The organism is Desulforadius tongensis, from assembly GCF_016907915.1.
GTDB classification, from domain to species: Bacteria; Bacillota; Desulfotomaculia; order Desulfotomaculales; family Desulfohalotomaculaceae; genus Desulforadius; species Desulforadius tongensis.
In genome coordinates, this window is the sequence record NZ_JAFBCW010000010.1 from 75,025 (window position 1) to 89,917 (window position 14,893).

General features: G+C 51.0%; 12 protein-coding genes. 5 read left to right on the forward strand and 7 right to left on the reverse strand.

What is annotated here, in order from left to right; translation table 11 throughout:
• Positions 1-7: 7 nt before the first annotated feature.
• Genes JOC37_RS05740 through JOC37_RS05750 form a run of 3 tightly spaced genes read left to right on the forward strand, consistent with a single transcriptional unit; the run spans position 8 to position 5,875 of the window.
• Complete coding sequence (locus JOC37_RS05740) at positions 8-958, forward strand: Nif3-like dinuclear metal center hexameric protein (protein ID WP_204617011.1); 951 nt, start codon at positions 8-10, stop codon at positions 956-958.
• Positions 959-978: 20 nt separating this feature from the next.
• On the forward strand, positions 979-3,507 hold the full coding sequence (locus tag JOC37_RS05745) for a U32 family peptidase (protein WP_204617012.1): 2,529 nt from the start codon (positions 979-981) through the stop codon (positions 3,505-3,507).
• 10 nt (positions 3,508-3,517) lie between these two features.
• On the forward strand, positions 3,518-5,875 hold the full coding sequence (locus tag JOC37_RS05750) for an endonuclease MutS2 (RefSeq protein WP_204617014.1): 2,358 nt from the start codon (positions 3,518-3,520) through the stop codon (positions 5,873-5,875).
• Positions 5,876-5,935: 60 nt separating this feature from the next.
• On the opposite strand, the gene JOC37_RS05755 is transcribed toward JOC37_RS05750, so the two are convergent.
• From JOC37_RS05755 to yfcE, 6 genes are all read right to left on the reverse strand, one after another.
• Positions 5,936-6,766 (reverse strand): GGDEF domain-containing protein, encoded by an 831-nt coding sequence (locus tag JOC37_RS05755; protein WP_204617016.1) that lies wholly within the window; start codon positions 6,764-6,766, stop codon positions 5,936-5,938.
• A gap of 1 nt (position 6,767) precedes the next feature.
• Complete coding sequence (locus JOC37_RS05760) at positions 6,768-7,118, reverse strand: hypothetical protein (protein WP_204617017.1); 351 nt, start codon at positions 7,116-7,118, stop codon at positions 6,768-6,770.
• A gap of 302 nt (positions 7,119-7,420) precedes the next feature.
• Entirely contained in the window at positions 7,421-10,111 is a 2,691-nt protein-coding gene (fdhF, locus tag JOC37_RS05765) for a formate dehydrogenase subunit alpha (protein ID WP_204617019.1), read from the reverse strand.
• Between the two features lie 25 nt (positions 10,112-10,136).
• A complete protein-coding gene (locus JOC37_RS05770; RefSeq protein ID WP_204617021.1) occupies positions 10,137-11,939 on the reverse strand; it encodes an NADH-quinone oxidoreductase subunit NuoF in 1,803 nt (600 codons plus the stop codon).
• Positions 11,940-11,953: 14 nt separating this feature from the next.
• Complete coding sequence (nuoE, locus tag JOC37_RS05775; protein WP_204617023.1) at positions 11,954-12,442, reverse strand: NADH-quinone oxidoreductase subunit NuoE; 489 nt, start codon at positions 12,440-12,442, stop codon at positions 11,954-11,956.
• 145 nt (positions 12,443-12,587) lie between these two features.
• Complete coding sequence (yfcE, locus tag JOC37_RS05780; RefSeq protein WP_204617024.1) at positions 12,588-13,130, reverse strand: phosphodiesterase; 543 nt, start codon at positions 13,128-13,130, stop codon at positions 12,588-12,590.
• A gap of 249 nt (positions 13,131-13,379) precedes the next feature.
• Here yfcE and JOC37_RS05785 point away from each other — a divergent pair, with 249 nt between their 5' ends.
• Both JOC37_RS05785 and JOC37_RS13190 read left to right on the forward strand, forming a co-directional pair.
• A complete protein-coding gene (locus JOC37_RS05785; RefSeq protein WP_238480778.1) occupies positions 13,380-14,276 on the forward strand; it encodes an MFS transporter in 897 nt (298 codons plus the stop codon).
• A complete protein-coding gene (locus JOC37_RS13190) occupies positions 14,237-14,461 on the forward strand; it encodes a hypothetical protein (RefSeq protein ID WP_238480779.1) in 225 nt (74 codons plus the stop codon). Before JOC37_RS05785 ends, JOC37_RS13190 begins: the two co-directional genes overlap by 40 nt.
• 12 nt (positions 14,462-14,473) lie before the next feature.
• Here the strand turns inward: JOC37_RS13190 and JOC37_RS05790 are convergent, their stop codons facing one another.
• Entirely contained in the window at positions 14,474-14,746 is a 273-nt protein-coding gene (locus tag JOC37_RS05790) for an SLC5/6 family protein (RefSeq protein WP_204617026.1), read from the reverse strand.
• Positions 14,747-14,893 lie beyond the last annotated feature (147 nt).

Consider the following 14,893-nt stretch of genomic DNA (forward strand, 5'->3'; position numbering starts at 1 on the left):
GTTATTGATGAAACTAAAAGATTTATACAACCTGGCCATTGAAATGGGTATAAAAAACGATCCCCGGGGAGAGGAGGAAGTTAAAAAAATACTGGGGAAAAACAAAAAGCGCTACGACGAACTAAAAGAAGATGAAAAGAAAGAATTCGATACCGATAAACTGTTCAACCCCTACAGCGATACCAGGGTGCTGTGCGGGGATATGGAAAAAGATATTAAGCGGGTGCTGGTGGGCATAGACATGGAAGTGGGCGAAGTGCTGCTGGCCGACCGTTTGACAGAGAAAGGCCAAAGTATTGACCTAATTATAGCTCACCACCCGGAGGGTAAAGCCATGTCTGCCCTGTACGAAGTAATGCACCTGCAGGAGGACATTTTAGCCCGGTATGGTGTGCCCATCAATGTGGCGGAAGGAATTATGGCCTCCCGCATCGGTGAAGTGCGCCGGGGCTTAATGCCGTTAAACCACAACCGGGCGGTGGATGCGGCAAAACTGCTGGGCTACTCCTTTATGTGCATGCACACCGCAGCGGACAACTGCGTGGTTGATTACCTGCAAAAGAAAATTGACGATCAAAAGCCGGAAACACTGGACGATATTATAAAACTGCTGAAAGAAGAACCGGAATATGCCGAGGCAGTTAAATATAACGCCGGCCCCACCATTGTGGTTGGTTCTAAAGAACGCCGGGCCGGAAAGGTATTGGTGGATATGACCGGCGGCACCAGCGGTTCAGAGGATGCATACAATAAACTGCAGCAGGCCGGTGTGGGTACGCTGGTGGTAATGCATATCGGTGAAAAGCACCGCAAAGAGGCAGAAAAGAACCATATTAATGTAATTATCGCCGGCCACATGGCCAGCGATTCCCTGGGAATGAACCTGATCCTGGATAAATTTGAAGAGCAGGGTATAGAAGTGATAGCAACTGCCGGATTATTGAGATACAAAAGGTAAGAGAAAACGGGGGATTTAACATGCACAAACCCGAGCTCCTGGCCCCAGCCGGTTCATGGGAAGCGCTGGTGGCCGCTGTTCAAAACGGTGCCGATGCCGTTTACCTGGGCGGCCAGGCCTTTAACGCCAGGCAGTCGGCGGCCAACTTTGACAATGAACAGCTGGCCCAAGCGGTGCGGTACTGCCATGTCCGGGGGGTTAAGGTATATGTCACGGTAAACATTATCATAGCAGATGAAGAATTAACAGCAGCGCTGAAATTCCTGCAGTACCTGTACAATATCGGGGTAGACGCGGTTATACTGCAGGATCTGGGTTTAGCCCGGCTGGCAAAAAAGATGCTGCCGGAACTGCCGCTGCATGCCAGCACCCAAATGACGGTGCACAACACACCCGGGGTAGAGCTTTTGCAGCAGTGGGGCTTCAAGCGTGTTGTGCTGTCCAGGGAAGTGTCCGGGCAGGGCATTTCCAGCATTAAGAAGAAAACCGGGGCAGATCTGGAGGTCTTTGTCCACGGGGCGCTGTGCGTGTGCTATTCCGGGCAGTGCCTGATGTCCAGCCTGATTGGCGGGCGCAGCGGCAACCGGGGCCGCTGCGCCCAACCCTGCCGCCTGCAGTACCGGCTGGTGGACCGGCGGGGCAGGCCGCTGGTGGACCCGGCCGGGGCCGGGGAATACCTGCTGAGCCCCCGGGATCTAAACCTCAGTGAATACATACCCCAGTTGATTGAAGCTGGGGTTAACTCCTTTAAAATAGAAGGGCGGATGAAAAGACCGGAATATGTGGCCACCGTTACCCGTGTCTACCGGGAATTAATAGACCAAACGCTGGCAGAGGGAAGGGTAAATGTTACCCCCCGGCAGGCCCGGGACCTGGAGCAAATATTTAACCGGGACTTTACCACCGGCTACTTTTTGGGCTCGCCCGGGAAAGAATTGATGAGCTACAAGCGGCCCAACAACCGGGGAGTGCTGCTGGGACGGGTAAAAGGATTCAAAAAGGGCAGTGACCTGGTGGAAATATCCCTGCAGGAGCCGCTGCAGGTGGGAGACGGCATAGAGGTATGGGTCACCCGGGGCGGCAGAAAAGGGGTAGAAGTTTCCCGCATTATACATAAAAACAAGCAGGTAAAAAGCGCGCCGGCGGGAAGCATTGTTTGGATACCAATTCCCGGCCAGGTGGGTCCCGGTGATCGCATTTTTAAAACCCATGACGCCCAATTAATACAAAGGGCCAAAATCAGCTATACATCCAGCAAAGAAATTCGCAAGATACCGTTAAAATTTACAGTGCGGGTTAAGGTGGGGCAGCCGCTGTATATGAAAGCGGAGGACCCCCAGGGTATTGTGGTGGAAGCCCGCTCGCCGGAAGTTGGCCAGCAGGCGGAAAAAAGACCCCTCACAGGGGAAATTTTAAAATCACAGTTGGATCGCTTGGGCAATACTCCCTTTGCACTGGGAGAACTGAACTGTGACATTACGGGGGAGGTAATGTTTCCCCTGCGGGTAATAAACGAGCTGCGCCGCCGGGTGGTGGAAAAACTGGAGCAAAAGCGCAGCCGGGTCAATGACCGCCCGGTCCTTGATGACAGAGAGTTTGAAAAGCGTTTGAGAAAGCAGCTGGATACCGCCGCCCGGCACCCGCAGTGCCGGGGAAAAACCAAACTGGCGGTTAACGTGACGGAACTGGCCGCTTTGCAGGCGGCGGTGGATGCCGGGGCTGATGTGGTCTATTTCGGTGGAGAAAGTTATCGTTCTAAAAAACCGGTTACTTTGGAAGACATAAAAAAAGCGGCCGGTTTGTGCGCCGGCCGTGGGGTAGAGTTCATTTTATCCACCCCCCGCATTATGCAGGATGATGAGCTGCAGCGCTTCAGCCGCTTTATGGAACAGGCTTTGCCCTATGTACAGGGCGTGCTGGTGGGCAACCTGGGATTGTTAAAGAATTTAAGCTCCCGGCAGTATAAAGGGCTGGTGGCTGATTTTGCCCTTAACGTGTACAACAAATCTTCTGCTGCCAGGTTGGCCGAACTGGGAGCGGCCCGGGTCACCCTGTCCCCGGAATTGACCATGGCTCAAATTAAAGACTTTGCTCTCCGCTCCCCCCTGCCGCTGGAAACCATCGTCCACGGGGCACTGCCGTTGATGGTAACCGAGTACTGTGCCCTGGGCAGCCTGATGGGCGGTTTAACTGCTGAAAACAAGTGCTCCGGACCGTGCAGCAAACATACCTGCGGCCTGAAGGACCGCAGGGGTGTGATATTTCCCATTGAAGTGGACCGGTTTTGCCACATGCATGTCTTTAACTCCAGGGAGTTGTGTTTGATTGAAGATGTGGGCCCGCTGGCGGCAGCGGGCATATCCACCCTGCGCGTGGAAGCCGGAATAATGGAGCCCGGCCGGGTGGCAGCGGTGGTGAGAGCTTACCGCCGGGTGCTGGGAATGTACCCGCTGAAGGAGTGGAAGGAAACCGCCGCTGCAGCGAAGGAAGAACTGGAACAATATTCAGTGGGATTCACCAAAGGACATTACTATCGTGGAGTAATATAAGGGGTGTACTATGGAGGATAGAACTTACGCCAGACTGGAATTTGACAAAGTATGCCGGCGCTTGGCAGAGCATGCCGGTTCCCCGCTGGGCAGAGAACTGGCTCTGCAGCTTAAACCCAGCAGGGATATAGATACAGTGCTGGCCCGGCAGGCGGAAACCACCCAGGCCAGGGAACTGATGCGCTTTGAGCCGGGTGCTGAATTCGGCGGTTGGCATGACATACGCGGTGAAATAGAACGCCTGCAGCGCAATGCCCTGCTCACCGCCGAAGAATTGTTTGCCGTTGGTGAAACGCTGGCCGCTTCCCGGCGCATCAAAGGTTTTCTCACAGAGAGAAAGGACCGCTACCCGGCGCTGGCGGAAATTGCCCGGGGACTGGTGGATCTGCCGGAAATAGAAAGGGCTATCTTATCGGCCGTACTGCCCGGCGGGGAAATTGCAGACAATGCCACCCCGCAGCTGGCCCGCATTCGCCGCAGCATGAGCAGTGCCCAGGCCAGGGTTAAGGAACGGCTGAACAGCATCATCCGCTCACCGGAAAAGCAAAAATATTTACAAGAGCCCATTTACACCATCCGGGGCGACCGTTATGTGGTGCCGGTAAAACAGGAGTACAAGGGACAAATACCGGGCATAGTGCACGACCAGTCGGCCAGCGGAGCCACACTGTTTATTGAACCCATGGGTGTGGTGGAGGCCAATAATGAGGTGCGCCGGTTGATGGCGGAAGAAAAGCAGGAAATCCAGCGCATATTAACGGATCTCAGCAGTATGGCCGCCGGGGTGGCCGAAGAACTGGGCTACTGCCTGCATTCCCTGGGCCACCTGGACTTCGTGCTGGCCAAAGCCCGTTACAGCCGCCGGCTGGATGCCTGGCAGCCGAAAATAATAAAAGATACTAAAATAAATATTAAAAAGGCCCGCCACCCCTTATTGACCGGAAAGGTTGTGCCGGTGGACATACAGCTGGGGGAAGACTTTAATACCCTGGTTATTACCGGGCCCAATACCGGGGGTAAAACGGTTACCTTAAAAACGGTGGGATTGATGGTACTGATGACCCAGGCCGGGCTGCACATTCCGGCGGAAGGCAGCTCAGAAATGGGAATTTTTAACCAGGTATTTGCCGATATCGGTGATGAGCAGAGTATTGAACAGTCCCTCAGTACCTTTTCCTCCCACATGAGCAGCATAATAAATATTATTAACCGGGCCGGTGCCGGCAGTTTGGTGCTGCTGGATGAGCTGGGGTCCGGAACCGATCCCACCGAAGGGGCGGCCCTGGCCCAGGCCATTCTGCACTACCTGCACAGCAATAACGTCTGCACCATTGCCACCACCCACTACAGTGAATTGAAGAATTTTGCCTATGCCCACAGGGGGGTGGAAAATGCCAGTGTGGAGTTTGACAGCGAAACACTGCAGCCCACATACAGGCTGCTGATTGGCAAACCGGGGCGCAGCAATGCCTTTGAAATTGCGGCCCGGCTGGGTTTACCGAAGGAACTGGTGGAAAAGGCCAGGGGGTATATGACTGAAGAGCAAATTCAGGTGGCGGACCTGATGGAACAGCTGGAACGTACCCAGCAGCAGGCGGAAGCCGAGCGCCGGCAGGCCCAAAAACTGCGCCAGGAAAGTGAAGAATTAAAGCAGCGGTACAAAAAGCTGGAACAGCAGCTGACCTCCCGCAAAGAAGATATATTGGAAAAGGCCCGGGAAGAAGCCCGCTCCATTATTAAAAAGGCCCGGGAAGAATCGGAAGCTGTTATCAAAGAATTAAGGGAAAAATTGGCCCGGCAGTCGGCCCGGGAACGGGAAGAGGCCATAAAAAAGGCCCGGGAGAATCTGTACAATTTGCAGGATAAAACCGTTAACAAAAGGATCAAAAAGGCCGCCCGGCAGCATCAGCCGCCCGCAAAATTACAACCGGGTGACGAGGTGTTTTTACCCCGGTACAATCAAAAGGGATATGTGCTGGAGATAGGAGATAACAATCAGGTGCTGGTGCAGGCGGGAATATTAAAAATCACGGTGCCTAGAGATGAACTGCAGCCGGTTAAAGAATCCAAGGGGGAAACCGGTAAAACCCAGGTGGGCAGTTTAATTATGAATAAAGCCCGGGAAATTAAGAGCAGCCTGGATATGCGCGGCATGACGGCGGAAGAGGCGCTGCTGGCTATGGAAAAATACCTGGACGACGCCTATTTATCGGGACTGAAACAAGTTAACCTGATACATGGTAAGGGTACCGGGGCACTGAGGGCAGCGGTACAGCGGGAGCTGAAAGGTCACCCCAGGGTAAAAAAATACCGCCTGGGAGAAGCAGGCGAAGGCGGGGCAGGAGTAACGGTGGTGGAATTAAAGTGAGCACAGGGCAAAGAAACCTGCCGGGGAGCGGGTTTCTTTGTTCTAATTGGCGGTTATAGTTTACAATTCCACTATTACCAGTGAATTCAGTGCTGATTTTGCTTTTGTCGAAGCCAGGCTGGCGGCATTGATAATATCGTAAACTGCAGAATCAATCTGCTGGTTGTTAAATATTTTTTTACTGGCTATGCCCACAGAAAAGCTGACCTTAATACCCCGGGGCCACTTTTGCTCAGGCATTATGGCGATTATTTTTTGAGCCAGGCTTACAGCGTCATCCAGCGGTTTTACACTGGCAATAACAAATTCATCCCCGCCGTAGCGGCAGAGATAAGAATCATTTTTTTCTACTATATCTTTTAGTATCCGGGCGGTTTGTTTTAATACTTCATCTCCCAGCACGTGGCCAAACTGTTTGTCAATATTTCCGAAATTATTGAGATCTAAAAAAATAATGGTAATTTGCGAGTGCTCTTGTAAAAGGTCTAATACTTTATAGCACAGGTATTCTCTCCGGTTGAGGCCCGTGAGGGGGTCAAAGTATTTATTTAACTCGGCCAGCAGTGTTCCTTTTGTAACTAATCCCACTAACCGGCCGTTTTCTATTATCGGCAGGCGTTCTATATCGTGTTCTTCCATCAGTTTTTTAGCCTGCCATATGGAATAGTAAGGAGAAACGGTTTTAACTTTTTTACTCATTGCATCGGCAACAAGCCGGTTGGGATGATTTTCCTTTATGTCCCGGGAGGTAATTATTCCCACCAGGTTATCTTTATGCAGCACCGGCAGCCCGTTAATTCTGTACCGCTGCATTAAATCAGTTGCCTGTCTAACTGATTGATAAGGGTTCACAGTAATCAGATTGGTTTCCATGATGTCTTTAATGAGCATTTTACAGGTCAACTCCCCTGGTCACTTGAATGGTAATGTTTACTTGGGCCCTTAACAATGTATTTTCAGAGGCTATCCGTTCTCCTTCGTCTAAAATTATAGATAACAGCTTTTCTTTAGGAATTAGCTTGGTGATGGATTTTTTCAGCACCACCGCTTCAAAAAAAATATGATCAATAAGAATTATTTCATACTGTTCCGGTGAAAGGGCGTCTATCATTTGGCGTACCGCTTCCGGACCGATGGGGGCTTTTTTTCCTACCAATAGTATATCTTGTATGGGAGGAACTTCAAACTCGGATAACTGAATATTAATTTCCGCCTTGCGGGATGGGTGGATCGATTTATCCAATACTGATCACCTTACTTCTTTTATCTATAAGTAAACTTATTTTTTTACAAAAAGCAGGACTTTTATCCTAGATATTTCTATAAAATAGTCCCAAATCCTGCTAAATTTCTTCTTTTTAGGTGAAATTTAGTATTTTATATCTAATGCAGATTATAAAACATGTCTGTATATTAATGTTATATATAATCGTAAGTGTAGGCCAATTCTTTATCGCTAAAAATGATTACTATTATTTTGCTCCCAATAGCGGTAAAATATAAAACAAGTCCCCAGCTTGAAAAGCAGCTGGGGACTTGTTTGTGCTACAGCAGTTCTAACCTGACGGAGCATACCTTCAGCTCCGGTATCTTGGCAATAGGGTCTTGGGCGGGATTGGTTAAATTGTTAATGGGCACCTCCGGGAAATGGAAGGATGTGAACACCATGCCCGGGGGGATTGTATCGGTAATGCGCACCACCAATTCCACTTCTCCCCGGCGGGAAATCACCCGTACCCGGCAGCCCGGTGTTAATTTCCATTTCCGCGCGTCAATGGGGTTAACATCCAGGTACTCCCCCGGGTAATACTTTTCCAGTGCCCCGGTTCTAAGGGTCATGGTGCCGGTATGGTAGTGGTAAAGGCGCCTGCCGGTACACAGCAGCAGCGGGTACTCCTGATCCGGCAGTTCCTGCGGCGGTATATATTCTGCCCGGTGAAACTTACCCCGGCCGCGTACAAATTTTTCTTTATGCAGTACCGGTGTACCGGGGTGATCTTTGTTGGGACAGGGCCACTGCAGGCTTCCTTTTTCCAAACGGGCATGGGAAATGCCGCCGTAAGAAGGGGTAAGGCTTGCTATTTCATCCATTATTTCTGCCGGGGATTGATAGTTCATGGTGTAACCCATGGCACCGGCCAGCAGGCAGATAATTTCCCAGTCTGCCCTGGCCCTGCCCATGGGTGCAATGGCTTTACGCACCTTCTGTACCCGGCGTTCGGTATTGGTAAAAGTTCCCTCTTTTTCGGCGAAACTGGCCGCCGGCAGCACCACATCGGCTAACCGGGCTGTTTCGGTAAGGAAAATATCCTGCACCACTAAAAAATCTAACTTTTGTAAAGCTTCTTTAACATCACCGGCATTGGCATCGGACAATACCGGGTTTTCCCCCACGATATACATGGCCTTGATGCAGCCCTTTTGGGTCCCGGCCATCATTTCACCCACTGTGAGGCCGGCAGAGGCGGGAAGGGTGTCAACTTTCCAAGCCCGGGCAAATTTGGCTCGAACTTCGTCAGATGTTACCTTTTGATATCCGGTAAGTACGTCGGGCAGCGCCCCCATATCGCAGGCCCCCTGCACGTTGTTCTGACCCCGCAGGGGGTTAACGCCGCTGTGTTTTTTTCCCACCTGCCCGCAGAGCATGGCCAGGTTGGCCACCGCGTGTACATTGGCAGTTCCGCTGATATGCTGGGTTAATCCCATGGTGTACAGGATGGCTGCATTTTCAGCCCCGGCATATTCCCGGGCCAGTTTGTAGATGACATCGGCCGGTATTCCCGTTACCCGCTCCACATACTGCGGTGTATATCCAGACACCCACTGCCGGAAAGAAGCAAAATCTTCGGTGCGGTGGGCTACAAAATCTTTATCCCACAGTTCTTCCGCGATGATGACGTTGGCCAGCCCGTTTAACAGGGCGCAGTCGGTGCCCGGATTAAGCTGCAGGTGATAATCTGCCAGTTCCGCCAGCTTGGTAACCCGGGGGTCTATCACCGCCAGCTTAGCACCCTGCCTGACGGCCTTCTTTACCTGTAAAGCAATTACCGGGTGAGTTTCAGTGGTGTTGGTACCGATGGCCAGAATAAAATCTGCCCCGGCAATTTCATCAATACTGTTGGTCATAGCCCCGCTGCCAAATGATGCCGCCAGACCGGCGACGGTGGGGGCGTGTCAGAGCCGGGCGCAGTGGTCGATGTTGTTGGTACCCAGCACCGCCCTGGTGAATTTCTGCAGCAGGTAATTTTCTTCATTGGTGCAGCGGGCGGAACTCAATACCGCCAGCGCATCGGGCCCGTGATCATTTTTTATGCCGGTCAGCTTTTCCGCCACCAAGCTGATGGTTTCTTCCCAGGATGCTTCCACAAACCGGCCGTTCTTTTTAATCAACGGGGTGGTAAGCCTATCCGGATGGTGAATAAAGCCGTAGCCAAAGCGGCCCTTTACACACAGGGCCGGGCCGTTAACTTCACCGTCACAGGAAGTAACGCCCACCACCCGGCCATCCTTAACGTTGAGTTCTATACTGCATCCGGTGCCGCAGTAAGGGCAGATGGTTTTAACTTTTTTTACTTCCCAGGTACGGGCACTGCTGCGCAGGCCTTTTTCCTGCAGTGCTCCCACCGGGCATACCGCCGCACAGTTGCCGCAAAAAACACATTCCGATTTGCTTAAGGGCAGGTCCATGGCGGTGCTGATTTTGGTATTAAAACCCCGGTGGGCAAAGTCTATCACACCATCTCCCTGAATTTCGGCGCACATGCGCACGCAGCGGCCGCAGAGAATGCACTTGTTCATATCCCGGATAATAAAGGGGTTATCATCTTCGATTTTGTAGGCATGGCGTTCCCCGGAGAAACCTGCACCGGGCACGTTGTACCTAAAGGCATAATCCTGCAGGCGGCAGTCCCCGTTTTGGCCGCAGGTAAGGCAGTCCTGGGGGTGATTGGCCAGCAGCAGTTCCAGTATAGTCCGGCGGCTTTCCACCACCGCCGCGGATTCTGTTTCTACTTCCATCCCATCCTGGGCGCCGGTCATGCAGGCGGGGACCAGTTTTTTTCTTCCCTTGAAAGTAACTTCTACCACGCAGATGCGGCAGGAAGCAACGGCTGTTAATTGGGGGTGGTGACATAACGTGGGAATAAACACCCCTAACTTTTCCGCTGCCTTCAAAATGGTGCTGCCGGCGGGAACGGTAACCTGCTGCCCGTTTATAGTTAACGTGATGGTAGACAAATTTGCTCACGCTCCTTAAAAGCAGTTATTTTTTTACTACCGCGCCGAATTTGCATTTCTGCAGGCAGCTGCCGCACTTAATGCAAAGGCCGGCGTCTATTGCATGGGGCTGTTTCTTTTCCCCGCTTATAGCTCCGGCCGGGCATGCTCTGGCACAGGCGCCGCAGCCGGTGCACTTTGCGGCATCAATGGTATACACCAGCAAATTGGAGCATACCCCCGCCGGACAGCGTTTGTCGTTAATGTGAGCTTCATATTCGCTGCGGAAGTATTTTAAAGTGCTTAACACCGGGTTAGGGGCGCTTTTTCCCAGGCCGCACAGTGAAGTGGAGCTGATGACCCTGCTCAGCCGTTCCAGATCGTCGATATCTTTGGGCGTACCTTTTCCCTCGCAAATGCGGGTTAAAATTTCCAGCATCCGCTTGGTGCCCTCCCGGCAGGGAGTGCATTTGCCGCAGGATTCCTGCTGGGTAAATTTTAAGAAAAAGCGGGCCAGGTCTACCATGCAGGTGGTTTCATCCAAGACCACTAAACCACCGGATCCCATCATTGCTCCCACTTCGTCCAGCGAATCATAGTCCACCGGCAGGTCAAGATAATCTGCCGGTATACAACCGCCGGAGGGTCCACCGGCCTGGACGGCCTTGAACTTTTTATTATTCTGGATGCCGCCGCCGATGTCGAATATAATCCGGCGCAGGGTGACACCCATCGGTACTTCCACCAGACCGGTGTTAACTACTTTACCGGTTAATGAAAAAATTTTGGTGCCCGTACTTTTTTCTGTGCCGATGGAAGAGTACCAGCGGCTTCCCTTGTTAATAATCACCGGTATGTTGGCAAAGGTTTCCACATTATTTAAAGTGGTGGGTTTTCCCCACAGTCCTTTCTCGGTGGAGCGGGCCGTTTTAAACCTGGGCATACCCCGGCTGCCTTCAATGGAAGCCATCAAGGCAGTACCTTCGCCGCATACAAAGGCCCCTGCACCGGCCTTGATTTTGATGTGGAAGTTAAAACCGGAATTTAAAATATTGTCACCTAACAGGCCGTATTCCTCAGCCTGGGCAATGGCAATTTTAAGCCGTTTAATGGCCAGGGGATATTCAGCCCGCACGTAGATATATCCCTCATGGGAACCGGTGGCAAAGCCGCAGATAGCCATACCCTCCAGCACCGAGTGAGGATCTCCCTCCAGCACACTGCGATCCATAAAAGCACCGGGGTCACCCTCATCGGCGTTGCAGATAACGTATCTTTTATCCTTAATCTTGGCGCTTAAAGCTCCCTGCCATTTGATGCCGGTGGGGAAACCGGCCCCACCACGGCCCCGGAGACCGGAATTTTTAACCTCATCCACCACCTCTTGGGGGGTCATGGTTGATAACACCTTTTTTAAAGCTTTGTAACCGCCCTGGTCCAGGTAATCTTCAATGTTTTCGGGATTTATACAGCCGCACTTTTCCAGCACCAGTTTTTGCTGCCGGGAATAAAAGGGAATTTGATCGTAGGTAACAACTGGTTTTCCGCTGGTGGGATCAACGTACAAAAGCCGCTCCACCGGCCGGTTGGTTTCCAGTGCTTCCAGAATGTCCGGCACATCTGCTTCCGTTACCCTGGTGTAAAAAATTTTTTCCGGTTCAACGGTTACAATGGGTCCCTGCTGGCAAAAGCCGTGACAGCCCACCGGCCGCACCAGCACTTTGCCGGCAAGTCCTTTTTCCGCCGCTGCAGCCTGCAGCCCGGCCAGCACCTTTCCGGAACCGGAGGAAGTACACCCACCGGAGCAGACACAGATTATCTTTTTATATTTACCAGCAAGGTTTTTCATAACTATCTTCCTTCCTATTTGTACTGTTTAAGTACCTGCAGAGTTTCCGCCGGGGTGAGGCGGCCGTAAGTATCGTTGTTAACCATCATGGCCGGTGCCAGGCCGCAGGCCCCCAGGCAGGCCACCGTTTCCAAAGTGTAGCGCAGATCGGCGGTGGTTTCCCCGCTTTTAATTCCCAGGCTTTCCTGTATACTCTGCAAAATACCGCCGGCCCCTTTTACGTGACAGGCTGTACCGGTACAAACCCGGATGACATTCCGCCCCCGGGGCTGGAGATGAAACTGGGCATAAAAGGTGGCCACCCCGTAAACTTTGCTGAAGGGAATTTTCAGTTCTTTGGATAAATACTGCATAACCTCCCCGGGCAGGTAGCCGTATATTTCCTGGGCTTCCTGCAGCAGGGGAATTAAAGCACCTTTAGTGTTTTGATACTTGCTTAATGCCCGTTGTAAAGCCTTTTGCCTGTCATCAACGGCGTTGTTTTGGCAGCAGCAGGTGGGCAAGTTACTTCACCTCGCATTTTCAAGATCGGTTTGGTTGACAGGGTTTAATACAGTACCCGGTACATAATTTCAACGTTTACAACCGGTTACCTTTTCTGAATTTTAATATTACGACCCGCCGTACGGGTAACGCGGCGGGTCGTAGTTATAAAGCCAGCTCCTTGATAACTTCATTATTGCTTATATCAATAAGCCGGACAGCTCTTTCATCTATAACGGCTGCTGAATGGATGCCGTCCTTGGGCAGGGAAATACTGCCGGGGTTTAAAACGATTAAATCTTCATCCCGGTAGAGTTCCTTGATATGGGTGTGACCGTAAATGAACAAATGGGCCCCAAAACCTTTGGCCATTTTTACCAGCACACTTTTTTCTTTTTCATACCCGTGACAGAGAAATATTTTTAAGCGGCCCAGTTGAGTAAACACATAAGGACTTTGAATGGGGTGATCAATGACCATTTGATCCACATCAGCGTCGCAGTTGCCCCGGGTAAAGATAATGTTGTTTAGACTGTTAATTCTTTGCGCCAATTCTTTGGGGTTATAGCCCTCGGGAAGGGGGTTCCTGGGCCCGTGATACAAAACATCACCCCCGTGAATTATGTAGTGGCAGCTTCCTAAAGATTCCAGCGCTTGATCAAAATACTTTAAACTGCCATGGGTATCGCTAAGTACACCGATCTTCATCTACAACACTCCCAACATTTAAATTAAGTATATTATATTAGAGTTTTTGTCGAAATGAAACAAGCCCTTTGTTAAATATTAAACTGCTGACACCGGCCCGGTGGGCGGGATAATTTAGAAGGAATTAGAAGGAATCAGAAGAAATTAGAAAGAAGACATTACTGCGGCTGTGAGCATTTTTTATCAAGATTGCTGAAAATTTAGCAGCAGATTTAAATTGGCCCAGCAGTATAACTTTTTTCAGGGGGATTGAAAAAGAACGGATGGGGGTTTATATGGGAGAATGAAAAAAGTAAAGTTACTGGCATTGATTGCTGCCCTAATGGTGCTGCTTTTAACCGGCTGCACCAGGTGATATTTAGTGCCGCAGCTTGCTTTTCCCTGCTGCTGGCCCTAAGTGAGGGACAGGACAGGGGCTGGACATCCCAGTATATTGTCACTTTATTTTTACTTTCCGGTTTTACCATGATCTGTTTTGTGATGTGGGAGCTGTCAGTACCCAACCCGCTAATTGATATCCGGTTGTTAAAAAACCCGGTATTAGTGGCCAGTTTAACAGCCACCTGTATTTCTACCATTGCGTTATTTTCAGTGGTTTTTTTAATTCCCATCTATGCTCAGAATATGCTGGGCTTCACACCAATGGAAACAGGTTTAATGATGATGCCCATGGCCCTGGTAACGGGTTTTATGATGCCCATCAGCGGTAAAATTTTTGATAAATTCGGGGCTTTCGGCCTGTGCTTTTGCGGCATGGCGCTGGTAACGGTTATAACTTATCATTTACATAACTTGAGTTTGGATACCGATTACCGCTACCTGCAGATTATTTTGTCCGTCAGGGCCGTGGGGTTGGGGTTGGCCACCATGCCGTTGACCACCGCCGGCATGAACACCGTGCCCAGGATGCTGGTGGGCAGGGCCACCGCCCTGAACAATACCGTGAGGCAGGTATCTGCTTCCATGGGTATTGCTTATTTGACCTATGTGATGCTGCAAAGGCAGGCTTACCATACCGCGGTGTTAAGTGAAAATGTTACCTTAAGCTCACCGGTGACCGGAATGATGGTGGCCCAAATGCAGGGCTGCCTGGCCGGCCGCGCCTGGTGGGAAACGCTGCAGAGCAGGGGGCCATTGAAATACTAACCGGCCTGGTTGCCCGGCAGTCGTTTATGAATGCCCTGGACGATACCTTTGTTGTCAGCGCAATTATAATTTCCTTTGTTCTTCCGCTGACCTTTATGCTCAGCAAAAAGCGGGTGGAGAAGGAAAGGCAGAGACAGGAACAATTATACGTGCCAAGGCAGCAGCCGCTGCGGCACCACCGGTGAACAGAAAGCAGGTCAGTTGTTTTGGGTTTGCCTTTTCTTTACTTCAGCCCAGATGAGAATGAGTAAAGGCAGAATTACCTGGAAGGGTAAAGCATACCAGGGCCATACTTTAACAGACCACTGCACCATTTCCGCAACGTCTTCATACACCAGGTAAGTAAAATTGGCCGTCAGCAGAGCTACGGAGGTTACTATTGAACGGTAATTTGGGAAATTAAATATTTTGGCTAAACCATTGGCGGCGGCCAATAAACACAAACCGGCCTTTATAAACCCGCCCACCACAAAGACAACACCGGGCGCTATTTCCAGCCGCTGTAAAAAGTCGCCGATATTAATTGTTTGCCTGGCATGTCTGCCGAGCCGATGGGTTGAAAGAAACCCTGTCGCCTAACCAGCGGGAAGACAACCTGTAAGCAAGGGCGTCACTGG

What these genes read in the sequence shown, in the direction of transcription:
- JOC37_RS05755 (WP_204617016.1), bottom strand. Translation starts at nt 6,766, where the DNA reads ATGCTCATTAAAGACATCATGGAAACCAATCTGATTACTGTGAACCCT.
- JOC37_RS05770 (WP_204617021.1), bottom strand. Translation starts at nt 11,939, where the DNA reads ATGAAAAACCTTGCTGGTAAATATAAAAAGATAATCTGTGTCTGCTCC.
- JOC37_RS05745 (WP_204617012.1), top strand. Translation starts at nt 979, where the DNA reads ATGCACAAACCCGAGCTCCTGGCCCCAGCCGGTTCATGGGAAGCGCTG.
- JOC37_RS05740 (WP_204617011.1), top strand. Translation starts at nt 8, where the DNA reads ATGAAACTAAAAGATTTATACAACCTGGCCATTGAAATGGGTATAAAA.
- yfcE (WP_204617024.1), bottom strand. Translation starts at nt 13,130, where the DNA reads ATGAAGATCGGTGTACTTAGCGATACCCATGGCAGTTTAAAGTATTTT.
- JOC37_RS05750 (WP_204617014.1), top strand. Translation starts at nt 3,518, where the DNA reads ATGGAGGATAGAACTTACGCCAGACTGGAATTTGACAAAGTATGCCGG.